The organism is Chloroflexia bacterium SDU3-3 (assembly GCA_009268125.1).
Classification (GTDB): domain Bacteria; phylum Chloroflexota; class Chloroflexia; order Chloroflexales; family Roseiflexaceae; genus SDU3-3.
On sequence record WBOU01000010.1, the window covers coordinates 115,741 to 139,990 of the forward strand.

Consider the following 24,250-nt stretch of genomic DNA (forward strand, 5'->3'; position numbering starts at 1 on the left):
CCTACATCAGGAGCATCGCTACGCCCTCGGATGAAGCACATCGCCCAGCGCCAGCCGCGCCACCACCTCGTCATCCTCCACCTCGCCCGTCTCGCGGAAGCCCAGCGAGGCGTAGAGCGCTTTGGCCGCCGCGTTGGCGGGCTGGTACGAGAGCGCGAAGCTGCGGTGGCCATGCTGCTGGGCCAGCAGCGCCAGCGCGGCCTGCAGCGCCCGCCGCCCGTAGCCCCGGCCCTGGTGCGCCCGGTCGATTAGGATTCCGCCCAGCCAGCAGCTGCCGTCGGCGGGATCCACCGCCCACATGCAGAAGCCGATCACCTCGTCGCCCAGCAGCACGGCCAGCGGCTGCCACAGCTGGCCGTAGGCGCACAGCGCTAGGTAGTAGGCCGGCTCGGCCACAAATGCCCGCTGCTCGGGCGCGACCTCCAGCCGCGCGACGCCGCGCCAGCTCTCGCCATCGACCGGGCGGATGGTTAGGGTAGCATTTTCCACAGGGCAGCTCCTTTTATCACCGCATACGAGCACCAAAAAGCCCCAGGGGTTGAACCCTGGGGCTTCTGTATGGAGCCGGTGGTCGGTCTCGAACCGACGACCTGCTGTTTACGAAACAGCTGCTCTACCACTGAGCTACACCGGCGTGTCGCAACGACGTGCGGATTATAGCATAGGAGGCCGGGGAATGCAAATTGCTGCGCGGGGCGAGCAGGGGCTATGCGCTCTCGACAGAACACTGATTCGTTCACTACCAAGACTCCAAGACACCAAGAAAAAAGGAAGAGCAACCTTCGAGCCTTCGCGTCTTCGTGGTAGAAATCTTCGGCCCTGGCGGGGCGAGGACCGCTGTGCTAGCAAGACTCTAAAACATGCATCTCTGCCCCGCCCCGCGCCCTGACAGCTGCGCGAAGCGCCACTTAACAGGCCCTTAACCAAGGGCGATTATGCTATACTGCACCGTACCAGCCCTGCCCAGCGGCAGGTGATTCACGAGGTATACCCTATGGCTGTCAGCCTTGAGCCTACACACTCCCCCGAGCCATCGCCCATGCTCTCCACGCCCGAGCGCTTCATCAACCGCGAGCTGAGCTGGCTCGCGTTTAACTACCGCGTGCTCGAAGAGGCGCTCGACCAGCGCAACCCGCTGCTGGAGCGCGTCAAGTTCATCTCGATCTTCGAGACCAACCTCGACGAGTTCTTTATGATCCGCGTGGCTGGCATCAAGCAGCAGGTGGCCGAGGGCGTGACCGAGCGCTCGGCGGATGGCCGCACGCCCAACGAGCAGCTGGCCGTCATCCGCAAGGAGGTGCTGCGCCAGCGCAAGATCGTCAACCAGTGCTGGCTGGAGGACATCGTGCCCAAGCTGCACCAGCAGGGCATCCACCTGCTAGACTACGCCGACCTGAACGAGGCCCAGCGCCAGTCGTGCCGCGAGTACTTCGAGCGCGAGGTCTTCCCCGTGCTCACGCCGCTGGCCTTCGACCCCAGCCACCCCTTCCCGCACATCTCGAACCTGAGCATCAACCTGGCGGTGGTGATCAAAGACCCCGAGGAGGGCGAGCTGTTCGCCCGCGTGAAGGTGCCCGCCGTGCTGCCGCGACTGGTGCCGGTGGAGAGCGCCTGCAACGGGCCGGACAGCGTCCCGCCCGAGCGGCGCTACTCGTTCACCTGGCTGGAGCAGGTGATCGCCGACAACATCCACGCGCTCTTCCCAGGGCTAGAGGTGGTCGAGTCCTACGCCTTCCGCGTCACCCGCAACGCCGACATGGAGATCCAGGAGGAGGAGGCCGCCGACCTGCTGCGCACGATCGAGTTGAGCGTGCGCCAGCGCCGCTTCGGCGCGGTGGTGCGGCTCTCGTTCGAGCGCACGCTCTCGGAGCGGGTGCGCGAGGTGCTGCTCTACAACCTCAATCTTACCCCCGAGGATCTCTACGAGAGCGACGTGGCCATCGGCCTGGCCGACATGTTCGCGCTCACCAAGCTAGACCGGCCCGACCTCAAAGATCCGCCGTTCTACCCCCACATCCCCACCGTGCTGCGCTCGCACACCTCGTCGGACATGTTCGCGGCCATCCGCCAGCAGGACATCCTGCTGCACCACCCCTACGACTCGTTCCAGCCCGTGGTCGACCTCATCCAGTCCGCCGCCGAAGACCCCAAGGTGCTGGCGATCAAGCAGACGCTCTACCGCGTCGGCTCGAACTCGCCGATCGTGAAGGCGCTGATGCACGCCCGCGAGCAGGACAAGCAGGTGACGGTGCTGGTGGAGCTGAAGGCCCGCTTCGACGAGGAGAACAACATCACCTGGGCCAGGGCGCTGGAGCGCGTGGGCGTGCACGTGGTCTACGGCCTGGTGGGCCTGAAGACCCACGCCAAGCTGGCCCTGATCGTGCGGCGCGAGCACGATGGCCTGCGGCGCTATGTGCACCTGGGCACCGGCAACTACAACGCCACCTCGGCCCGCATCTACACCGACCTGGGCGTGCTGACATGCCGCCCCGACATCGGTGCCGATGTCTCCGAGCTGTTCAACTTCCTCACGGGATACTCGCGGCAGAGCCACTACCGCAAGCTGCTGATCGCGCCCGTGGAGCTGCGGCAGGGCCTAGTGCGCCTGATCGAGCGCGAGATGAGCCACGCCGCCTCGGGACGCCCCGCCCACATCATCATGAAGATGAACGCCTGCGTGGACCCCAAAATGATCGACGCGCTCTACAGCGCCTCGGTGGTGGGCGTGAAGATCGACCTGATCGTGCGCGGGATGTGCGCGCTGCGGCCCGGCATCCTGGGCATGAGCGAGAACATCCGGGTGCGCAGCATCGTCGGGCGCTTCCTGGAGCACAGCCGAATCTTCTACTTCCACAACGATGGCGAGCCGGAGGTCTACTGCGGCAGCGCCGACATGATGCAGCGCAACCTCGATAGGCGCGTCGAGGCGATCTTCCCGATCGAAGATCCGGCGCTGGCCCAGTTCGTGCGCGCCCAGCTGCTGCAGGCCTACCTGGATGACAACACCCGCGCCCGCGACCTGCTGGCCGACGGCAGCTATGTGCGGGTCGAGCCGCACGGCGAACGGCCCTTCGACTCGCAGGAGATCTTTATGAGCGGAAAGCCTTCGATCTGATGCGGCTCTTTCTGGCCATCGACATGCCCGCCCCCACCAAAGACGCGGCCCTGGCCGCCCGCCGCCCGCTGGAGGCGGCCAGCCCGCCGGTGCGCTGGAGCGCGCCCGAGGGCCTGCACCTGACCCTGGTATTCCTGGGCGAGACCGACGAGGCGCTGCTGGGGCCGGTGGGCCAGGCCGCGCGCGCCGTGGCGGCGCGGCACCAGCCGATCGCGCTGCAGCTCGACGGCCACGGGGCCTTCCCCAGCACCAGCAGCCCACAGGTGCTGTGGCTGGGCGTGGGCGGCGGCATCGCCGCGCTGCGTGCCCTGCAGGCCGACCTTGTGCGCGCGCTCCAGCCGCTGGGCTTCGAGCCGGAGCAGCGCGCCTACGCGCCCCACATCACGCTGGGGCGCGTGCACCGCGAGGCCGCGCCCGCCCAACTCGCCCAGATCGCGCGCGATCTGGCCAGCGCCCCGCCGCCCGCGCCCGCCGACTGGCTGGCCAGCCACATCACCCTCTACGAGAGCCAGACGCAGCCCCATGGCCCACACTACAGCGAACGTGATACAATAGCGCTAGGATAGCGTCGCAATGCGGCAGAGAAGCCGCAATCGCACGGCGGGGCGGTGCTTCGTCGGCTAGGAGCTCGTATCACACCCCACCATCCCAGCGCTCCACCCCCGGCCTCATCTCAAAAAAAAGCAGGTTGGGCGCAAACAAGCACCCCCAACAGGCACATTCTCTTCCGCGAGGAGTGCATGACGGCTGAACGACTCAAGTACATCCTGATGTGGCTGCTGGCCATCGCCACCAGCATCTTCCTGATCGACCGCATGTTCACGGTGGTGAGCGCGCTGGCCTCGCCGCTGATCATGTTCGCCATGGCCTGGCTGGTGGTGCTGGCGCTCAAGCCCCTGGCCGAAAGCCTGGCGCGGGTCGAGCTGCCTATGCCGGTGCTGCGCTTCGACCCGCGCGCGCGCCGCCTGGCCTTCACCACGCCCATGACGCCCCTGCCCTACAAGGCGGCGGTGGCGCTGGTCTACCTCGGCATTCTGGCCATCCTGATCGGCGTGATCTTCCTGTTTTTCCCGATCATCATGACCCAGCTCTCGGCCATGCAGGAGACCATGCCCAACGCGGGCGACCAGACGCTGAAGTACATGCAGGATGGCCAGGCCTACCTCAATCAGTTTGGCATCCATGTCGACCTGACGCGGATCATCCAGCCCGAGACGATCATGGCCCAGTTCGCATCGCTGGGCAGCGAGGCGCTCAAGCAGTCGCTGAACATCGCCAGCAGCATCGCCACGGTGATGCTCAACCTGATCTTTGTGCTCATCCTCAGCTTCTACATGATGATCGACGGCTCGCGCCTCATCCAGAGCGGTATGCGGCTGCTGCCCGCCGACTGGCGCGGCGAGGTCGCCACCTTCTTGCACATCGTCGACCGCACCTTCGGCGGCTACCTACGCTCGCAGCTGCTGCAGTCGCTGCTGTACGGCATCGGCACCTCGGTGATCATGATGGCATTTGGCTTTCAGGATATCGCGCTGGCCAGCCTGATCGCCGGGCTGTGCGTGATCATTCCGATCTTCGGCGGGCCGCTGGCGCTCATCCCGCCTGTGATCGTGGCGCTGATCAACACGCCCGACCGCACGATCTGGCTGATCATCGCGCTGCTGGGGCTCCAGCAGGTGGTTTTCAACATGATCATGCCGCGCCTGGTGGGCCAGATCGTAGGGCTGTCGCCGCTGCTGGTATTCGCGGCCATGCTGGTGGGCGGCACGGTGGCCGGGGCGTGGGGCCTGCTGTTCGGCATCCCGATCGCGGGGGTGCTGGCCTCGGTCACGCAGTTCATCTTCGACCGCAAGGGCTTCGAGGTGGCCCAGGCCGCCCAGCGCGAGGAGCCGCCCACCCTGGTGATCGAGCCGATCGCCGACCCACCTACAGTCCCCCAGAAATAAGGCCGACGGCTCGGGGTGCACGCCCCGAGCTTTTTTGTCGCACGCTGGGATGCTCCCCAATCCTCATTCTGACCGCGCTGTGGGCGGGCGCTACCAGATGGCCAGGCTCATGGTCGCCAGCACCACCACCTCGGAAAGCTCGCACAGCGCGCCGTACGTGTCGCCGGTCAGGCCGCCCAGGTCGTTGGTCCACCAGCGGGCCAGCAGATGCGCCGCAGGCAGGCCCAGCGCCAGCGCCAGCAGCCCGGCGGGGCCGCCCAGCAGCAGCGCCGCCGCCAGCGCCACCACGCCCGCCAGCGCCACATGGAGCATGCGCACATGCTGCTGCACCGAGCGGCCCAGGCCATCCTTGCGCGCCAGCGGGAAGCGCACCATGGCGTAGACCATAGCCCACCGCCCGAAGGCCGGGGCCACCAGCAGCGCCGCCCAGGCGTGCCCGCCCGCCGCCACCAGGAAGGCCAGCTTCAGCAGCATCACCGACACCAGCGCGATCGCGCCCATCGCGCCGATCCGGCTGTCGCGCATGATCTCCAGCTTGCGCTCGCGCGATCGCCAGCTCATCACCGCGTCGAAGGTGTCGCTCAGGCCATCCAGGTGCAGGCCGGATGTGAGGATGGCCCACAGCGCCACCGCCAGCACCGCGCCCACCATGTCGCTCCATAGCGCGCGGCCCAGCGCATAGGCAAGGGCCAGCAGCGTGCCCAGCACCAGCCCGGCCAGCGGGAAGAACGGGAAGGAGCGCGCCATGCCCTGCGGGTGCGAGCGCCAGAAGGGGATGGGGATGATCGTCAGAAAGCGGATGGCCTCGGCCAGGCCATCCAGAGCACTCGCGGGCTGCTCGGGCTGTTCAGGCTGCATTGTGTATTCTCCACATCACCGCACACGCGGCACCTCGTTCACCATGCGGATGATCGGCGTCTCACCGTAGAGGTCGATCGCCGTCACGCTGCCCAGGTCGATCCGCCAGCGCCAGTGCAGCGTGGGCGGCTGCTGGCAGAGCGCGCACAGCACCAGCTGGATAGGCGTGGCGTGGGTGACGACCAGAAAGCGCCCGCCCTGGGCCTGGGCCAGCTCGGCCCAGGCCATCATAACACGGTCGCGCACCTCGGCCAGGCTCTCGCCGCCCATGGGTCGCCCGTGCAGCGGGTCGGCGAAGCGCGCGGCAGCATCGGCGGGGAAGCGGGCCTGCACCTCGCGGTAGGTCAGGCCTTCCCACTGGCCGTGGTCGGCCTCGGCCCAGCGGGGGTCGGGGGCGATGGGGGTAGCGCGCCCGACCAGCGCGGCCTGGGCGGTGGCCAGGGTGCGCGGGGTGGGGCTGGCCACCGCCTGGCCAAACGGGATGCGCCGCAGCCGCTGGGCCAGCGCCTGGGCCTGCTGCTGGCCGTAGGGCGTCAGCGAGGCCGGGCTGTGGCTCTGGTAGCGGCGCTCTTTGTTCAGCGCGGTCTGGCCATGGCGCACCAGCCAGATGCTCGTTCGCATAGTGGTTCCCTTCTACATCAAAAATGGGCGGGGGTGGCAGATCCACCCTCGCCCATTATGCACGATCTTCGCCGCCTAACCTCTGCGCCGCTGGCTCTTGCGGCGCTCGGCGCGCTTGCGGTCGAGCGCATCCGAGCCGTTGATGCGGCGCACACCCTGGCCGCCGCGCTCGGCGGCACCACGGCGCTCGGGGCGCTGCTCGCCCACGGCGGCCATCAGCAGCTGCGGCTCGTCGTCGTGCTCCTCAAACCATGCGGCGTCCTGTTCCTGAATATGCACACGTGGCATCGCGGTGCGATCCTCCTGCGAGGCGTGGCCAAGCTCCTGCGCCCCGCTCTATGTCAAGCAGAAAGCCAAAGCAGCGGACGGGTGGTGGATGACCGACGGCGTACAGTCCGACATATCCGGCTCCTTTCTGGCGCACGCGGCGCACGGCAAGGCGAAAACGCAGAAGGCCGGAGGCGCACTGCGCCCCGGCTGCGTGGAAGATCTAGTCCGATGGATTCTCGTGCAGGCGGGCGTAGCTGTCGTAGCGCTCGGGCGCGATCTCGCCCTGCTCCAGCGCCGCGCGCACCGCGCAGTCTGGCTCGTGGGTGTGGGTGCACCCGGCGAAGCGGCACTCGCCCAGGAAGGGGCGAAACTCGCGGAAGCACCACTCCAGCTCCTCCACGGGGAAGCGCCACAGGCCCAGCTCGCGGATGCCCGGCGTGTCGGCCACATAGCCGCCGCCCGGCAGATCCAGCTGGATCAGCTCGGCCACGGTGGTGGTGTGGCGGCCCTTGGTGAGCGTGGCGCTCACGTCGCCGGTGGCCAGGCCCAGGCCGGGCTGCACCGCATTCAGCAGGCTGCTCTTGCCCACGCCCGACTTGCCCGTGACCGCGCTGATGCGCCCGGCCAGCTGATCGCGCAGCTGCTGGATGCCCTGGCCCTGCTTGGTGCTGGTGTAGATCACGGTGTAGCCGATCCGCTCGTAGGTGGCGAACATGGCGCGGGCCTGCTCCTCGCCCACAAGGTCGGCCTTGTTGGCCACGATCACCGCATCCAGCTCGCTGGCCTCGGTGAGCACGAGGTAGCGGTCGAGCATGCGCGGGCTGAAGGATGGGTTGGCGCAGGCCATCACCAGCAGCACCTGGCCCACGTTGGCCACGATCACATCCTCTTTCCACACGCCCTTGCTGCCCACGGCGCGGCGGGCCAGCTTGGTGCTGCGCGGCAGCACCGCCTCGATGGCACCGTGGGTCGGCGAGACCTGGGCCACATCCACCTCGTCGCCGATCACGGCGATATCGCTCGACTGGCGCTCTCGCTTGAGCCGCCCGCGCAGCGTGCACTCCAGCACGCCCTCGTCGGTGCGCACCCAGAAGAAGCCACTCTGCGCCCTCAGCACGGTTCCACGAATGGTCACGCGGCCTCCTTGCTGCTGCGCACCCGCACCTCTAGGTGGCGCGCGCCTAGGACATCAAAGGCCATCGAGATAATCCGCTCGACGAGGCTGGCCTGTTCATCTAGCCCATTGGGGGCTACCTCGGCATAGTAGCGATCCTGGTGATCAGGATCGTGCGTTGTGTACGGCTCTTCGACTAAGGAGCCGTCGCGCTTCTGGATGATCAATTCCGTGCTCCTTGAACTCGTATCATGACTATGAGCGGTCGTCCGCCATTCGTTGCGTGCGCTGGGTTCGTTCGATGCAAGCTGCAATACCATCAGCAACCTCGGTTCGCTCGTTTGTTACTCGGTTCATCTGCTGCGGCACGGGAACAAAAAGCCGCAGGGCGTACCCCCACGGCAAAAAGAAAGGCCGTGGGCAATTGATTTCTGCTTGCCCACAGCCTGGTAGCTCATTCAGTAGCTGAGAATCAGCGCCTGAGCCTCCGGAATTTGGGCACAGCATGGCCATGGGCAGTCGCGATGATCGTCACTTCAAGACGATCACTGGCTGGATAGCTTGTGGTGTTTATGGTCACTATCATAGCCATGTGTCCTACCCGCCTTTCTTCGGAATCTCACGCACGATTACAGAAGGTCTTGTGAATATGCCCAAGAATAGCATGCCGACCTTGGACATGTCAAGCATGCAGCCGTCCTACTTTTGGCCGATGATCGCGGGGGCCTCGGCGGGGTCGACGCGGGCCAGGATCTCGGCCAGCGGCATGTCGGCCAGGGTGCCCAGGCGCAGGGCCACAGGCGGCAGCGCCACGCCCGCGTTCACCGGGATGGGCACGGCCACGCAGCGCATGCCTGCGGCGGCGGCGGCGCGCATGCCGTTGGGCGAGTCCTCGAACACCAGGCACTCGGCGGGGGGCACGCCCAGCATGGCGCTGGCGCTGAGGTAGAGGTCGGGGGCAGGCTTGACGTGGGCCACGTCCTCGCGGCCACGGAAGCCCTGGAAGAAGTGGCTGATCTCGTGGTGGGCCAGCCAGCCATCCACCCAGCCGCGATCCGAGCTAGATGCGATCACCATGGGCAGGCCCATGTCGCGGCCCTGCTGCAGCAGGGCCACCACGCCGGGGCGCAGCGGCGCGGCCAGGCTGGCCGTGCGGTAGCGGCCCACGAACAGCTCGCGCAGCTCCTCGGCGCTGGGCTGGCCGCCCAGCCGCTGCGACAGCTCCACCGCCGCGTCGAAGGCACCGCGCGTGCCTACGCCCACGATCCACTGTGCGTGGTCAAGCACCTGGCCGTGGCTGGCGTAGATCGCGCCCCATGTCTCAAAATCTATGGTCTCGGTATCAAAGATCAGCCCGTCAAAATCAAAGATCAGCGCCCGAATCATGGCGGTTCTTCCTCATGTTGCAGCTTCTCAAACAACAGGGGCACATGGGGTGTGCGGCCAAGCCACACTGCCCCATGTGCCCCACACGCCCGCGCCTGCGGCTATGGTGTCGTCGGCGGCGAGAGCAGCGATGCTGAGGCCCAGCCATCCACGCCCGCAGCCACGCCCGCGCCCCCGCGCTCGGCGGCGGGCGCGACGATGCGGATGTGGTACCAGCTGGCATCCTCGTTCTTCTCAAGGAACAGCACCTGGTCGCCCGGCCAGATCAGGCCGATCACATTCGCCTCGCTCACCGTGGGGTCGCGGCGCAGGTTGCCGCCGTTCGTCACCGTGCCCGTGCCGATGTTCGGCTCGGGGGTGGGCTGGGCCTCGGCGGTCAGCGCGGCGGCCTGGGCCTCGGCGGTCAGCGCCATGGCCGAGGCGGTGGCCTGGGCATAGGCGGTGGCCCACGCGAGCTTGGCCTGCTCGGCGGCCTGCTGCTGCCGCTCGTCGCGGAAGCGCATCAGGTAGCTCCAGCCCACACCCAGCAGGCACAACACCACGATCGTCACGATCAGATTCACCAGCACATTGAGCGGGCCGCCCCGCTTTGGTGCGCGCGGGCCAAACAGTTCTTCCCAGTCGCTGTTGCGGATCTTGCTTGGCACACCCTACCTCCTGCGTTCACCGGTCGGGCGCAGTATAGCATATCAGCCCGACCATGCGCGATACGGCGCAGCGGTGGCAGGGTGACAACATCATCTCAAAGCAGCCGCAGCGCGCAAAAAGTAGCCCCGCACAGCGCTATGCCATGCGGGGCTGCCTGTGGGCTGGCGCGATCACATCGAGGTGCCGACCGCCGCCACAAACAGCAGCATGAAGGCGCACCCGGCCAGCAGAACCAGGCCCATGGCCAGGTAGCCGATGACCAGGCCCGCCACCGCGATGCCATCGCCGGTCTTGGTGCCATACGAGTCGCGGATCTCGCGCCGCGCCATATGGCCCAGCACGATCCCCGCCAGCGAGCCGATCAGCGGCAGGGCCACCACGCCTAGGATGCTGAACACTAGGCTCAGGATCGCCAGCGTGCTGGTGGGCACCACCGCAGGCATGGTCGGCACCACATGCCCCACCGGCATGGGCGGCATGCTGGCCTGCGGGATGTCGTAGCGCTCCCGCTGCATAGATATGGTCTGCTGGCCCTCGCTCGACCCAGCGGCGGGCACGCGCGCGCCGCAGTTGGTGCAGAACACCGAGCCTGCGACCAGCTCCATCTGACAAACAGCACATTTCACCGCTCTGTCCCTCCTGAAAGCTCGCGCGCCTTGGCCGCCACGTCGGGGGCGGTCACTATCGCCTCGCCCACCAGCACGGCATCCACGCCCAGGGCGCGCACCTGCTCCACATGTGCCGCCGTAAAGATCCCGCTCTCGCTCACAAACACCGGGCGACCCTTGGCGGGCAGCGCGGCGGCCACCTGCGCGGTCGTATCCAGCGTGGTCTGGAAGGTGTGCAGGCTGCGGTTGTTCACGCCCAGCACCTGCACGCCCAGGGCCAGCGCGCGGCCCAGCTCGGCCACGTCGTGCACCTCGACCAGGGCGTGCATGCCTAGGCTGTAGGTCATGCGCAGCAGCTCGGCCAGCTTGGCATCCTCCAGCGCCGCCACGATCAGCAGCACCGCATCCGCGCCCGCCGCCCGCGCCTCCACCACCTGGTAGGAATCGACCAGGAAATCCTTGCGCAGCAGCGGCGGGATGCCTGGGATCTGGCGGATGGCGGTCAGGTAGTCGAGGCTGCCCTGAAAAAACCGCTCGTCGGTGAGCACCGAGATGGCGGCGGCCCCGCTGGCGGCGTAGGTGCTGGCCAGCGCCAGCGGGTCGAAGTTCTCGACCAGCACGCCCTTGGAAGGCGAGGCCTTCTTCACCTCGGCGATCAGCGCGGGGCGGTCGCGGCGCAGCGCGGCGGCGAAGTCGCGCACGGGCGGGGCGTCGGCCAGCCGCGCCTGCAGCTGCGCGAGCGGCACGCGCTCGGCGCGCTCGGCGACCTCGCGGTACTTATGGCTTAGGATGCGGGCGAGCACGGTCTCTGAAGGTGTCGTCATTGGTCAGCTATCCTTGCTCCATCGGCTTTGCCCTATTGTAGCATGGCGGCTGGCCGCGCCGCCCGCCAGGGTTCTCTAGCATATACGAGCGTTCGTGGCGAAAAGTTGATCGTCGCTGGCCCTCCATGGACCATGCGTTCTCGATTAGGCCTCTACGCCAAGCACCCAAGAGCACACGATAAATGCATACCGCAATGATGCAGAAATGCTCTGTGAGGCATGCAAGAAATATCCTGAGTATCGCACATCCGTGTTGAGATTAGCGCATCCAGCTTGAGGTTAACGCATCCAGCCTGGGATTAACGCATCCGCTCTAAACTTCATACAGCATCGCATACTATCAAAAGCACCCTGAAGCAATACGATAAAAGCGCCCGGCCCTGCGTGCCTAGTACCGCCGCGCCGCCGGGGCGGGTGCCGCACGGTAGGCGCGCAGGGCCGCCAGCGCATCGAGCGTGCCCAGCACCATCAGCGCATCGCCCTCGGCCAGAGCCAGGTCGTGCGCGGGCAGGGTCGCCACCTCGCCGCCACGGCAGAGCGTGATCGCCACGATATCGCGCGACTCGCGCAGCTGGCGGATGGAGCTGCCCAGCAGCGGGTCGCCCTCGGCCAGGGCAAACTCGTCGGTGGCAAACAGCGAATCGCCGCAGTAGAACGCCGCGCGCACATCGCCCAGCATGCCCGCCGCCGCCAGCGTAGGCGCGGCCAGCGCCGAGGCGCTGTAGACGGTGCGCATGCCGAACAGCGACTCGAACTGCTCGACCAGCACATCGCTGAACAGGCGCATCACCAGATGCACATCCTTGCGGGCACGGCGGGCGCTCAGGCAGATCTGCAGGTTCACAAAGTCGTCCGACGTCACGGCCACCACCGAGTAGGCCTCGCCCAGCCCGGCATCCTGCAGCAGCGCGGCGCTGCGGGCATCGCCCTCGATCAGCGTCACGCCATCCAGCGCCGCCAGGCTGTGCACAAACTCCTGCCGCGTGCGCTCGCTGTAGATGCACACGATGCTGGGCGGGTCGGGCTGCTGGTGCAGCTGGCGCACCACACGGTAGCCCACCTTGCCCAGCCCGCACACGATCACGCGGTGGTGCTGGCGAGTGGGCCCGTGGGGCGGCAGCGAGCCGAGGATGGCGTGGGCCTTGCTGCGCGGCACGTTCTTCTGCCGCAGCGCATCCAGCGCCGCCAGCGGGCCAAGCAGCAGCACGTGGTCGCCCGATTCCAGCTGGCGCATGGCCACCGGCGGCAGCAGCTTGCCCCGCGCATTGCGGTGCTCGATCACGCGGATGCCGTACTCCTCCTCCACCTTGCGCGCGAAGCCCGACATCAGGCTCTCGGGCGCGATCGTCAGCTCCACCACGCCCAGCGCGCAGGCATCCAGGCCCAGCACGGCGCGCACATCGCGGCTCACGGCGGCGGCGGCGAAGGTGGGCGCGGCCAGCGCCGAGGCGCTGAACACCGAGTTGCGGCCAAAGGCCTCCTCCAGATTCTGGTCGAGGTCATCGCTGAACACGCGCAGGATAACCCGCAGGCCGGGGCGCAGCGAGCGCACCTTCAGCGCCACCTCGATGTTCACCAGGTCGCCGTCGATGCACAGCACCACCGCGCTGGCGCGCTGCACCCCGGCCTGGCGCAGCACCGCCAGCGAGCGCGCGTCGCCCGCCACCACCGGCACCTTCAGCTCCAGCGCGCGGGGCACAAACGCGCTCTCCCAGCGCTGCTCGACCACCACCACCTTGTGGCCAGCGGCCAGCAGGTGAGTCACCACCCGCAGGCCCACGCGCCCGATGCCGCACACCACCACATGCCCCTGGTAGGTCGAGGCCAGCGACACCTGCCAGCCCTCCTGGCGGCTGCCCTTGTCCAGCAGCCGCCGCCCAAAGCGGAACACGCTGTCGAGGATGAGCGCCAGCCCCAGCAGCGGCACCAGGAAGAACAGCGCCATGCCGCCAGGGTCGCGCGGGAAGGCCAGCCCGCTCTGCAGCGTCAGCATGCGGAACGTCTCGTACAGGCTCTCGGCGTAGCTCAGGCCGAAGGCGAAGTGGATGTAGACCATGCCCACCAGCATCACCAGGGCGAAGCCGCCCAGGCCATACCGCGACTCGCGGATCAGCTGGAACAGGTCGAACGCGTTGGCCCGCACCAGCCGCGCCAGCGAGTAGCGGCGGCGGCCCAGGCTGCGGGGGCGTTGTCGAAACATAGCGCGGCATCCTCACACAACACGGCGGCGCAGCCCGGCTGCAGGCGCGGGCCGTTGCCTCCTCACCACCAGTTCATCACCAAATCTCTTTACCACCAAGACGCCAAGAAAAAAGGGGCAGAGAAAGAGCCATCTTAGCCGACCCCTACAGCAAAGAATCGACTCGCACAGAGCGGATATCCTCTGCACGGCGATGATATCAAATTGACGGTTCTAACGCTACTATGGTATCATATGGACCGCTTGAATTTTAGATTGTGAATCTACATTTGGCGACGCTTTGTGAGACAAACCGTTAGAATTTACTCCCGGCGCGTCGAATGTTTGGAGGAAAACTGTGGGTTCGAAAATGAAAGTCCTGCTGACCCAGGACGTGACCAAACTGGGCAGCGCTGGTGAGATCCTCGAAGTCTCGGGTGGCTACGGCCGCAACTACCTCATCCCCCAGGGCTTCGCCGTGATGGCGACCCGTGGCCAGATCAAGCAGGCCGAGGAGCGCAAGGTAGCCAGCGAGAAGAAGCTGCAGGCGCAGCGCCACATCTTCGAGGCGCAGGCCACCAAGATCAACGGGCAGACCATCCGCTTCACCGCCCGCACCGGCGACCTGGATCGCCTCTACGGCTCGATCACCAACGCCGACATCGCCGAGAAGCTCTCGGCTCTGGTGGGCGAGACCATCGACCGCCGCGCCATCCAGCTGGATGAGCCGATCAAGCGCATCGGCATCTACCCGGTCAAGATCCGCCTGATCTCCGGCGTCGAGCCGATGATCAACGTCGTGGCCGAGAGCGAAGAGGGCGCGCTGCAGGTTCCCGAGGCTGCCGAGTAGCCTCCCCCAGCGCAAAAGAGAAATCTCAGCTGTTATGTAGTTTTCATCTTTTGCTCTTCCCCTACAACTCATGTGCGTGTACGCTGGTAATGTGCCACTCCCCCTGGGGGCTGGCACATTATCGCGTCTTAGGGGATTTGTGGATAAGATCTGAACGAGCCGTCGATAACACGGGTATGGCCGTAGGATAACGTATGGATAAAGCACTCCCATCAAACACCGACGCCGAGCGTGCCGTACTGGGTTCGGTGCTGCTGAACCGCGATGCGATCATCGCGGTGGCGGCGTGGCTCCAGCCAGAAGACTTCTACCTTGAGCAGCACGCCTGGATCTACGAGGCGATGGTGACCTGCTACAACAACCGCGTGCCGCCCGACAGCCGCACCGTCTCCGACGAGCTGCGCCGCCACGATCGGCTGGACACCATCGGCGGCCTGCCCTACCTGCTGGGCCTGGTCGACTCGGTGCCGTCCTCCTACCATATCGAGTACTACGCCCAGATCGTGCAGCGCACCGCGCTCCAGCGCCGCCTGATCATGGCGGGCAGCCAGATCGCCCAGATCGGCTACGACGAGAGCAAGGACATCGAGGACACGCTCGACAAGGCCGAGTCGACCCTGTTCGAGGTCTCGCAGCGCCGCTCGACCCAGGATTTCATCCACATCGGGCAGGTGATCGATAACTACTACGAGCAGATCAACTACCTACAGGAGCACCGCGGCGAGGTGGTGGGCGTGCCCACCGGCTTCCGCGACTTCGACGAGATCACCGGCGGCCTGCAGCGCTCTGACCTGCTGATCCTGGCGGCCCGCCCCGCCGTGGGCAAGTGCCTGCCCGGCCACACCCTGATCGATAACCCCGCCACCGGCGAGCGCGTGCGGCTCGACGAGTACGTGCGGCGGCAGATCCCCGCCGTGTGCAGCATGGCGGCGGGCGGCCAGCTGCGCCCGGCCCTGATCGCCAGCTGGGTGGACAGCGGGGTGCAGCCCTGCTTCCGCGTGCGCACGGCCAGCGGGCGCGAGGTGGAGGTGACGGCGCAGCACCCCTTCTACACCCGCGCTGGCTGGCGGCCCCTGGCCCAGCTGCGCCTGGGCCAGCCGATCGCGGTGGCGGGCGAGCTGCCGATCTTCGGGCGGGCCGAGCCGCTGCCGCCCGAGCTGGTGCGGCTACTGGGCTACGCCCTGGGCTGCGGCGCAAGCGACGCTGCGCCGGTGTGCCCCGCCGACCCGCAGATCACCGCCGAGGCCAGCGCCATCGCCGCGCGGTTCCTGCCCGGCCATAGCCAGCTGGCCGCGTGGCTGGGCCAGTGGGTCGCGCCAGGGCGCGGCTTCCCCGCCGAGGCCTGGGCCTGGAGCCGCCGCGCCCTGGCCGAGCTGCTACGCGCCGTGGTGAGCAGCGCTGGCCGCGTGGCGCTCGCGCCCCAGGGCGCGCAGATCCACATCGCCACACCATCCCGCCAGCTGGCCGCCGACATCCACCACGCGCTGGTGCGCTTCGGCGTGTTCGCCGCGCTGGCCAGCGAGGGCGAGATCTGGCGCATCCGCATCGCCCAGCCCGCCGATGTGGAGCGCTACCAGCGCCGCATCGGCTGGGCCGGGCAGCCCGCGCCCAGCCCGCTGGCCCGGCGCGCCGCACGCGCCCTGGCCCCTGCCGCCGCAGCCTACGGCCTGCCCCCCGAGGCTCTGGCCGACAGCCAGGCCGAGCCGAGCATCGCCTGGGATGCGGTGGCCAGCATCGAGGCCATCGGCCCGCACCACGTCTACGACCTCACCATCCCGCGCGGCGAAAACTTCATCGCCCAGGATGTGGTGGTCCACAACACCTCGTTCGCCATGAGCCTGGCCCACGGCGTGGCCAGCCACGGCAACGGCGTGGTCGGCATCTTCAGCCTGGAGATGAGCCGCGACCAGCTGGTGCAGCGCCTGATCGCCATGGAGACCGGCATCGACACCCACAAGCTGCGCACCGGCCACATCCGCGACAACCAGCTGCAGACCGTGATGGAGGCGATGAGCCGCCTGGCATCCATGCCGATCTACATTGAGGACACGGCGGGCATGAGCATTATGGAGGTGCGCAGCAAGGCCCGCCGCCTCCAGTCGCGCGTGGGCATCGACCTGGTGATCATCGACTACCTCCAGCTGATGCAGGGGCGCGGCAAGGAAAACCGCGTGCAGGAGGTCAGCGAGATCTCGCGCGGGCTCAAGGCGCTGGCCCGCGAGCTAAACGTGCCCGTGCTGGCGCTCTCGCAGCTCTCCCGCGCCGTCGAGGGCCGCACCAGCCACGTGCCGATGCTGTCGGACCTGCGCGAGTCGGGCTGCCTCACAGGCGAGAGCATGGTCTACCTGCCCGATGAGGGCATATCGCGCCGGATCGATGAGCTTGTCGGCCAGAGCGGATTCCGCGTGCTGGCACTCAATACCGAAACATGGAAGCTTGAGCCACGCCCTGTCACCAACGCATTCTGCACTGGCGTGAAGCCAGTCTACAAGCTCACCACAAGGCTTGGGCGATCCATCCGAGCAACCGGCAACCACAAATTCCTCACCATCCAGGGCTGGAAGCGGCTAGACGAGCTTGAGCAGGGACAGCGGCTGGCAATGCCAAACAGTATGTTGCAGGAACGCGCTATCGCGATTGGTGAGAACCAAGCCCAAAGCGACGTTTACTGGGATGAGATCATCAGCATCGAGCCAGATGGCGAGGAGGCGGTCTACGATCTGACCGTGGATGAGCTGCACAACTTTGTCGCAAACGATATCACGGTCCACAACTCCATTGAGCAAGATGCGGACATCGTGCTGTTCATCTACCGCGAGGAGCTGTACGAGCCGGAGACCGACAAGAAGGGCATCGCCGAGATCCACCTGGCCAAGCACCGCAACGGCCCGGTGGGCGTGGTGCCTATGCGCTTCGACGCCGCCACCACGCGCTTCTCCGATCTCTCGTACCGCACGCCCGAGGGCTACTAGCGCGGCCAGGGTCGCTGCGCTCTGTCCGCTGTCTTTTCGCATCTTGGCAGATTGGTGGCAAATCGACCGTTCTCTTTGCCCCTTAGGGGTCTTGGAGCCTTGGTGGTAAAAAAGCCGTAAGGCCCTGGTCGGCTGGCCTTTTCGGCGTATAATAGCAACAAACATCCGTTCGCCCTATGGACATGATCACGCTCGCGCCAACACAGACGAATAGCCCGACCCTGCCGCCCGAGCACCTGCTGCGCGCCACCGGCACCCTGCGCCTAGTGCTGGTGATCAACCTGGGCAGCTTCGTCGACCCCGCCGACGCCGACATGTTCCGCCACCTGCGCGGCTCCGAGTCCTTCGCCGCCGCCATCCGTGGGCTCCAGCCCCAGGCCCCCTTCCAGCTCGACGCCGAGCAGGCCGCCGTCGAGCGCACCGGCTACGACCTGCGGATCTTCCGCTCGCGCCTGATCTACAACCACTTCTTCCCCACCTACCGCGCGGGCTGGGATGCCGACATGCGCCAGCTGATGGCTAGCCAGGGCTGCGCCAACGTGGGCCGCTGGACGCGCTGGACGCCCCGACTGCGCCTCACGCGCAATGGCCTGGCCATGATCACGCTCGACCTGCCGCTGGAGGACATGCCGCTGATCGCCTGCACCGAGCAGCTGCTGGAGCTGCCCAGCCGCCCCGGCGACTGCGCCCCGCAGGACCAGTGGGCGCTGGGCATGCTGATGCTTGAGGCGTTTCTGCGCTCGATCGGGCGGCAGATCACGGTGGCCACCGGCGAGTACCGCGGCAAGATCCGCTTCACCGACGCCACCCAGTTCAAGCACACCGTGCGGCTCGACCGCTACGTGGTCTATACGCTGCGCAAGATCACCCGTGGCGACATCATCCTCACGCCCGAGCAGCTGAAGCGCGAGTACGCGCCCACCATCGCCACCTTCATGGAGGGCGTGATGATCGAGCGCGGCGGCGTGCGCAGCTACCCCAGCTACGGCGGCAGCCACGCCAGCGACCTGATGGCCAACGATGTCTCGACCTGGGATGACGAGCTGTGCCTGTTCACCGGCGAGAGCGCGCTGCTCTACGTGCCGCTGATCACCAGCAGCATGGCCTACCTGGGCGGGCCGCGCGGTCTGGATCTGGAGGCCTACCCGACCTACTGGAAGGGCATCATGCGCGGGATCGAGCACCTGATCGCCTTTCGCTCCGAGGCCCAGCAGATCGAGCGCCGCACCACCGACCTGCTAGTCAGCATCCCAGGGCTGACCCACAAGGTCACCGACGGCTACCTGAGCAAAAGCGACATCGCCCTGCTTGACCACCTAGCCACCAGCCTGTCCGACATCTTCGACGTGCTGCCCGAGCTGCGCAGCATGGCGATCTCGGCTAGCGCCTTCCGCGCCGACTATGTGCGCCACAAGTTCGAGCACCTGATCGGCAAGCTGGCGATCGAGGAGACCCTCGATCTGGTCAACACCAACGTCGAGCAGCTCAACTTTTTTCTCTCGTACTACAACGACATGCGGCTGCAGTGGCAGGGCCAGCGCACCAACGTGCTAGGCATCACGCTGGGCGTGATCGTCGGGTTCATGGCCATCTCCTCCTTTTTGGCCGACACCTTCAACGTGGTCGATGGCTTCGACAAACATCACAGCGTGATCATCACCATCGTCGTGGCGGTGGTGGGCCTGGGGCTGCTGGCAGCGGCCATCCGCATCGCGCGCAAGCGCTTCGAGCGCAAGCTGCACCGCCCCAGCCGCCCGCCCAGCCGATAGCGAGGCCGCCAGCCATGGCATTTACCGAGTTCACAACCGAGCACCTGGTGGGCCTGCCGCCCGAGCTGTTCACCGAGGTCATCCCGGCCATCACCCTGCCCAGCGAGCTGAAGGTGACGCTGCACATCTTCCACCGGCTCAGCCGCACCCGTGGCCCCACGCCGCGCCGCGTCAGCTGGGACGAGCTGCTGGCCGACCGCACCCTAAAGCGCAGCCTGCGGGCCATCTCGAAGCTGCGCCCGCCCGAGGATCTGCTGGCCGAGGGCGTGGAGGCCGCCGTGCGCCGCACCACCATCCTGCGCGTGGCCCTGCCGGATGAGGGCCGCGTGGCCAGCTGGTACGTGGTCAACACCACCGCCAACCGCACCTGGGCCGAGCAGGCCAGTGCGGCGGGCGCGGCCCTGGCCCCCAACCAGCCAGCCGAGGACGAGGGCACAAGCCTGATCGCGCTCTACGAGCAGAACATCGGCATCGTCACCCCCATGCTGCTCGACGAGCTACGCGAGGCGGAGGACCACTACCCCCGCCACTGGGTCGAAGACGCTATGCGCGAGGCGGTGCGCTCCAACGCGCGCTCGTGGCGCTATATCCGCAAGATTCTGGAGAGGTGGGCAACCAATGGACGACAACATGCGGCCGATCACGCCGAGCGACCTATCGATATTGAGAAATATACGAACGGCCAGTATGGCGACCTCTTCCGACGAGGAGGCGACACCAGCGCCGACTGACGTCTGCCCGATCTGCGGCGGCATCGGCTACTTCAAAGAGGCGGTGCCCTTCGGCCACCCCCACTTCGGCGTGCTCTTCCCATGCTCGTGCAAGATCGCCGAGAAGGAGCTGCGCGCCCACGCCGAGCTGGAGCGGATCAGCAACCTCGACGCCTTCCGCGACAAAACCTTCGAGACCTTCAACCCCGACATCCCTGGCATCAAGCTGGCCTACGAGCGCGCCCTGCGCTTCGCCCGCAAGCCGCAGGGCTGGCTCATCCTGTTCGGCAACTACGGCGTAGGCAAGACCCACCTGGCCGCATCGATCGCCAACGAGGCCCTGCGCCACCACACCAAGGTGCTGTTCGCGATCGTGCCCGACCTGCTCGACCACCTGCGATCTACCTTCGGCCCCTCCAGCGAGTCGGCCTACGACCAGCGCTTCGAGCAGATCCGCGACGCCGCGCTGCTGGTGCTGGATGACCTGGGCACCGAGAGCACCACGCCCTGGGCCAAGGAGAAGCTCTTCCAGATCATCAACCACCGCTACAACTACGCGCTGCCCACCGTGATCACATCCAACCGCAAGCCCGAGGACATCGACCCGCGCATCTTCTCGCGCATGGCCGATAGGCCGCTCAGCCAGGACATCATCCTGATCGACGCGGGCGACTACCGCCGCCTGACGATCGAGCAGCGTGTGCAGCGCAAGCCCTACGCGCCCTACCGACGCCGCTACTAGCGCCTCGCCGGGCCATCCCAGGCCCGCCCCGCATACGCCTGGGATGGCCGCGCCGCGACCCCGCGTAAAATACCAAGAGCTTGCAACCTTCCTGCAATGCGCTGGCTTCCGAATATGTGCTATCATATGCACAACACGCCGCCAGACGTGGATTCCTTGCATGTAGTGAACATTGCAGTCATCGTTACGCCAGTATTGGGAGGCGCTCAATGGCAGGCAACCGAGCCCTGTATGACCGCGCGATGGAGCAGAGCCGCGAGGCGGCGCGACAAGCACAGTGGGAAGACGCGCTGAAACAAGCTGTTCGCGCTCTGCAGGAGTTTCCGCAGGATCTAGACGCGCGATCGGCAGTGGCAGTTGCGCTGTTCAACACCAATAAATACTCGCAGGCCCTCCAGATCTTCGAGGAGCTGCGCGCCGCCGACGCCAACAACCCCTTCTTCCTAGAATATATCGCCCGCGTCAACGAGCAGATGGGCAACATCGTCCCTGCGGTGGCGGCCTACACCCAGCTGGTCGACCTCCAGCTTAGCCGCCGCCTGACAATGAAGGCGATCGAGGCCCTGCACGATGTGCTGCGGCTCCGCCCCGGCGCGGATGACCAGCGGCTGCGGCTGGCCAAGATGCTGCAGGATGCGGGCAACACATCCGACGCGGCCAACGAGTACATGGCGCTGGCCAAGAGCCATCAGGACCACGGCCAGCTGCAAGAGGCCGAGCGCTACGCCGACGAGGCCCTGCGGCTCAGCCCCAGCAGCCGCGAGATCAAAGAGTACATGGCCTCGCTCCACAGCGCCATCGAGTCGGCGGCCTCGGCCTCGTTCGACAGCGCGCCCGCGCCCGGCCAGCGCCGCCCCACCGGCGGCCTAGGCACCGGCGGCCTGGGCGCGCTGGGCGGCTCGGGGGCCACCGGCAGCCTGCGCGGCCAGCAGTTCACCATCGAGAAGATCGTGGCCCAAGCCCAGGAGCTGCAGGAGCGCGGCGACAACAGCGGCGCGATCGAGCAGTACGAGCGCGCCGCCAAGCTGGGGGCCGACCGCCCCGATGTCTACTATAGCCTCGGCCTGCTCTACCAAGAGCGCGGCGACCACCAGCCCGCCGTCGAGATGCTGCAGAAGGCATCCGCCGACAGCGAGTACGCGCTCTCGGCCCACTATTCGCTTGGCACATCCTACGAGGCCCTCGGCCAGCTGCCCAAGGCCGCCCAGGAGTACGAGCAGACCATCCGCCTGGTCGACCTCCAGTCGATCGGTAAGGCCGAGTCCGAAGACCTCATCCAGATGTATGAGAGCGCGGCCAACATCTACATCCAGATCAACGACATCGCCCGCGCCGCCTCGCTCTACTCGACCCTCGCCAACTTCCTCGGCTCCAAGCGCTGGGGCCGCGAGCGCGCCGAGGACTTCCGCCGCAAGGCCAAAGAGCTGACCGAGCGCAACATGTTCGCCAAGCTGCGCACGCTGGGCACCGGCGCGCTGGTCGCCCCCGATCCCGCCGCGCCGCCGCCCGCCGCCCCGCCAGCCAGCGAGCCGATGCCCGAGACATGGGGCAAGATCCGGCCTATCACCGACTTCCTGCGCCCTGACCGCACCCCTGCGCCCAGCAGCGGCGACGATCTGTTCGCATCCACCCCCGCCGCACCAGCAGCGCCCGCCGACCCGCTCGGCGATCTGGCCAGCCTGCCCGCGCCGATCAAGCCAGACTTCAAGCCGCTCGCCCCGCTCGACACCGCCGGGCTGGATGATGTGGCCGAGAAATATGTGGCCGCCAGCGAGAAGTACATCGAGCAGAACCTCATGCTGGCCGCCATCGATGCCTGCATGGAGGTCATCCGGCTTGAGCCAAACTACCTAGCCATCCACCTGCGCCTAGGCGAGATCTACGAGCGCGAGGGCAAACCCGAGGAGGCGCTGACTAAATACCAGCTGCTGATCGATACCTACATGGCCCGCAGCGAGCCGCGCCGCGCAATCGATGTCTACTACCGCCTGATCGACCTCTCGCCCGACACGATCAACGCCCGCGCCCGCCTCGCCGAGCTGCTCAAGAACGACACCCGCGTCGACGAGGCCGCCGAGCAGCTGGCCCAGGTGGCCAGCGCCTACTTCCGCATGGGCCAGACCAACAAGGCCCTTGAGGAGTACCGCCGCGGCCTGCAGTGGGCACCCAACAGCGCGCCGCTGCACGGGCAGTACGGCCAGGCCCTGCTCAAGCTTGAGCGCTACGAGGCCGCCCTCGACGAGTTCCGCCGCGCTCTTGAGCTCGACCAGACCAACGTCGTGGGCATCGCCCGCGTCAACGCCGCGCTGGCCCTGATGGGCGACCAGCCCGCCGCCGTCTGGCAATCGCTGGCCACCCTGCTCGATCGGCTCAAGGGCCTGCAGCACGGCGCGGCCCTGGCCGATGTGCAGGCCGAGTACCGAAGCACCCTGCTGGTGCAGGATGTCGCCATCTTGCACTACATCCTCGGCATCATCCAGCAGGCGGCTAGCCAGCACCCCTCGGCGCTGCTCGAGTTCGAGCAGGCCATCGACCTGCTGCAGTCCGACGAGGATCCGATGCTGCCGCTCACCCTGGTTCACCAGGCCCTGGCCGACAGCTATATCGCCCTCGGCCAGGCCGACGACGCGCTGGAGCAGCTGAAGCGCGGCCAGGCGGTGGCATCGGCCAACCCGCCCAGCCCCGAGTTCGCCCGCTACCCCTTCGCCACACCGCTCTCGCAGGGCGATATCGTGCGCCGCATGGCCGAGGCGTTCGCCGCCTCGGGCGATCTCGAAGGTGCCGAGCGGGCGCTTCAGGAGGCCAAGCAGCACCTGCCCTACGACCGCACAATCTACACCAAGCTGGCCGATATCTACTTCCGCCAGGGTAAGCTGAACGAGGCGATCACCCAGCTTGAAGAGCTGGCCACGCACTACGAGCGCCAGCAGGATCTCGATAAGGCCATCGAGTCGCTAGAGTACGGCCTGCAGATCGCCCCGAACAATATACCGGTCGGCCTACACTGGGCGCAGCTCAACATCCGGCGCGGCTACCTCGACAAGGGTATCGAGGGCCTCACCAAGGTGGCCGAGCAGCAGCGCAAGGCCGGCCAGATCAAGGATGCCGTGGCCAGCCTGCAGCAGGTGGCCGATGTGCACTGGACGCTCGGCCAGCACGACAAGGCCCGCGAGGTCTACGACAAGATCGTAAAGATCGCGCCAAACGATGTCGAGGCCCGCCAGTGGCTCTCGTTTATGTATACCCTGGCTGGCCGCACAACCGACGCGATCGGGGAAAAGAAGCAGATCGTGCGGCTCTTCCTGCAGCAGCGCGACTACGACAACGCGATCGCCGAGCTGCACCAGATCATCGGCATCAACCAGAACGATGTCGAGGCCTACTTCCAGCTGGGCGATGTGCTGATGCGCCGCGAGGAGTACGAGCAGGCCGTGCGCATCTACTCGCGCCTCTCGAAGATGCCCGACGTGGAGGCCGAGCGTGTCGAGGCACTCCAGTCGGCGGCCAAACGTATGCTCGACCAGCAGCAGATGCGCGCCAAATAGCCCGGTAGCGGCTGCAAACCTGGTGGGCTTCCGCCTAGATCTTTTCATGACAGCCTGCTGTCGCCTCACCGAGAGGAGGCAGCAGGCTGCCTT

General features: G+C 66.9%; 20 protein-coding genes and 1 tRNA gene. 9 read left to right on the forward strand and 12 right to left on the reverse strand.

The window, feature by feature from the left end; translation table 11 throughout:
* Positions 1 to 18: 18 nt before the first annotated feature.
* Positions 19 to 489, reverse strand: a complete 471-nt coding sequence (locus tag F8S13_17190; GenBank protein KAB8141870.1) for a GNAT family N-acetyltransferase — start codon at positions 487 to 489, stop codon at positions 19 to 21.
* Positions 490 to 559: 70 nt separating this feature from the next.
* Positions 560 to 634, reverse strand: a tRNA-Thr gene (locus F8S13_17195).
* A 360-nt stretch (positions 635 to 994) separates the two neighbouring features.
* Between F8S13_17195 and ppk1 the strand changes: the two genes are divergently transcribed.
* From ppk1 to F8S13_17210, 3 genes are all read left to right on the forward strand, one after another.
* Positions 995 to 3,115 (forward strand): polyphosphate kinase 1, encoded by a 2,121-nt coding sequence (ppk1, locus tag F8S13_17200; protein ID KAB8141871.1) that lies wholly within the window; start codon positions 995 to 997, stop codon positions 3,113 to 3,115.
* On the forward strand, positions 3,115 to 3,681 hold the full coding sequence (thpR, locus tag F8S13_17205) for an RNA 2',3'-cyclic phosphodiesterase (GenBank protein KAB8141872.1): 567 nt from the start codon (positions 3,115 to 3,117) through the stop codon (positions 3,679 to 3,681). The genes ppk1 and thpR overlap by 1 nt, the downstream gene beginning before the upstream one ends.
* A gap of 174 nt (positions 3,682 to 3,855) precedes the next feature.
* Positions 3,856 to 5,061, forward strand: coding sequence for an AI-2E family transporter (locus F8S13_17210; GenBank protein ID KAB8141873.1), 1,206 nt, complete (start codon positions 3,856 to 3,858; stop codon positions 5,059 to 5,061).
* A gap of 90 nt (positions 5,062 to 5,151) precedes the next feature.
* Here the strand turns inward: F8S13_17210 and cobS are convergent, their stop codons facing one another.
* The 10 genes from cobS to F8S13_17260 all read right to left on the reverse strand — a co-directional run bounded on the left by cobS (position 5,152) and on the right by F8S13_17260 (position 13,590).
* The gene (cobS, locus tag F8S13_17215) at positions 5,152 to 5,919 is read right to left on the reverse strand and encodes an adenosylcobinamide-GDP ribazoletransferase (protein ID KAB8141874.1); all 768 of its coding nucleotides are present in this window, start codon (positions 5,917 to 5,919) and stop codon (positions 5,152 to 5,154) included.
* Positions 5,920 to 5,934: 15 nt separating this feature from the next.
* Entirely contained in the window at positions 5,935 to 6,540 is a 606-nt protein-coding gene (locus F8S13_17220) for a histidine phosphatase family protein (GenBank protein KAB8141875.1), read from the reverse strand.
* A 75-nt stretch (positions 6,541 to 6,615) separates the two neighbouring features.
* A complete protein-coding gene (locus tag F8S13_17225; GenBank protein KAB8141876.1) occupies positions 6,616 to 6,828 on the reverse strand; it encodes a hypothetical protein in 213 nt (70 codons plus the stop codon).
* Between the two features lie 202 nt (positions 6,829 to 7,030).
* The gene (rsgA, locus tag F8S13_17230; protein KAB8141969.1) at positions 7,031 to 7,939 is read right to left on the reverse strand and encodes a ribosome small subunit-dependent GTPase A; all 909 of its coding nucleotides are present in this window, start codon (positions 7,937 to 7,939) and stop codon (positions 7,031 to 7,033) included.
* Positions 7,940 to 7,941: 2 nt separating this feature from the next.
* Entirely contained in the window at positions 7,942 to 8,151 is a 210-nt protein-coding gene (locus tag F8S13_17235; protein ID KAB8141877.1) for a hypothetical protein, read from the reverse strand.
* A gap of 472 nt (positions 8,152 to 8,623) precedes the next feature.
* The gene (locus F8S13_17240) at positions 8,624 to 9,310 is read right to left on the reverse strand and encodes an HAD-IA family hydrolase (protein ID KAB8141878.1); all 687 of its coding nucleotides are present in this window, start codon (positions 9,308 to 9,310) and stop codon (positions 8,624 to 8,626) included.
* Positions 9,311 to 9,411: 101 nt separating this feature from the next.
* On the reverse strand, positions 9,412 to 9,957 hold the full coding sequence (locus tag F8S13_17245) for an SH3 domain-containing protein (protein KAB8141879.1): 546 nt from the start codon (positions 9,955 to 9,957) through the stop codon (positions 9,412 to 9,414).
* Positions 9,958 to 10,128: 171 nt separating this feature from the next.
* Positions 10,129 to 10,401 (reverse strand): DUF4190 domain-containing protein, encoded by a 273-nt coding sequence (locus tag F8S13_17250; protein KAB8141970.1) that lies wholly within the window; start codon positions 10,399 to 10,401, stop codon positions 10,129 to 10,131.
* Between the two features lie 179 nt (positions 10,402 to 10,580).
* Positions 10,581 to 11,390: an indole-3-glycerol phosphate synthase TrpC gene (trpC, locus tag F8S13_17255; GenBank protein ID KAB8141880.1), complete on the reverse strand. Its 810-nt coding sequence runs from the start codon at positions 11,388 to 11,390 to the stop codon at positions 10,581 to 10,583.
* A 388-nt stretch (positions 11,391 to 11,778) separates the two neighbouring features.
* Complete coding sequence (locus tag F8S13_17260) at positions 11,779 to 13,590, reverse strand: potassium transporter TrkA (GenBank protein ID KAB8141881.1); 1,812 nt, start codon at positions 13,588 to 13,590, stop codon at positions 11,779 to 11,781.
* Positions 13,591 to 13,939: 349 nt separating this feature from the next.
* On the opposite strand from F8S13_17260, the gene F8S13_17265 reads away from it, so the two are divergent.
* The 6 genes from F8S13_17265 to F8S13_17290 all read left to right on the forward strand — a co-directional run bounded on the left by F8S13_17265 (position 13,940) and on the right by F8S13_17290 (position 24,157).
* The gene (locus F8S13_17265) at positions 13,940 to 14,419 is read left to right on the forward strand and encodes a 50S ribosomal protein L9 (protein KAB8141971.1); all 480 of its coding nucleotides are present in this window, start codon (positions 13,940 to 13,942) and stop codon (positions 14,417 to 14,419) included.
* Between the two features lie 194 nt (positions 14,420 to 14,613).
* Positions 14,614 to 17,391, forward strand: a complete 2,778-nt coding sequence (dnaB, locus tag F8S13_17270) for a replicative DNA helicase (GenBank protein ID KAB8141882.1) — start codon at positions 14,614 to 14,616, stop codon at positions 17,389 to 17,391.
* Between the two features lie 176 nt (positions 17,392 to 17,567).
* Positions 17,568 to 19,160, forward strand: a complete 1,593-nt coding sequence (locus F8S13_17275; GenBank protein ID KAB8141883.1) for a hypothetical protein — start codon at positions 17,568 to 17,570, stop codon at positions 19,158 to 19,160.
* Positions 19,161 to 19,174: 14 nt separating this feature from the next.
* Positions 19,175 to 19,891 carry a DnaD domain protein gene (locus F8S13_17280; protein ID KAB8141884.1) on the forward strand — a complete coding sequence of 239 codons (717 nt, stop codon included), beginning with the start codon at positions 19,175 to 19,177 and terminating at the stop codon, positions 19,889 to 19,891.
* On the forward strand, positions 19,779 to 20,612 hold the full coding sequence (locus F8S13_17285) for an AAA family ATPase (GenBank protein KAB8141885.1): 834 nt from the start codon (positions 19,779 to 19,781) through the stop codon (positions 20,610 to 20,612). Before F8S13_17280 ends, F8S13_17285 begins: the two co-directional genes overlap by 113 nt.
* Positions 20,613 to 20,821: 209 nt before the next feature.
* Entirely contained in the window at positions 20,822 to 24,157 is a 3,336-nt protein-coding gene (locus tag F8S13_17290) for a tetratricopeptide repeat protein (protein KAB8141886.1), read from the forward strand.
* The last annotated feature ends 93 nt before the right edge of the window (positions 24,158 to 24,250 follow it).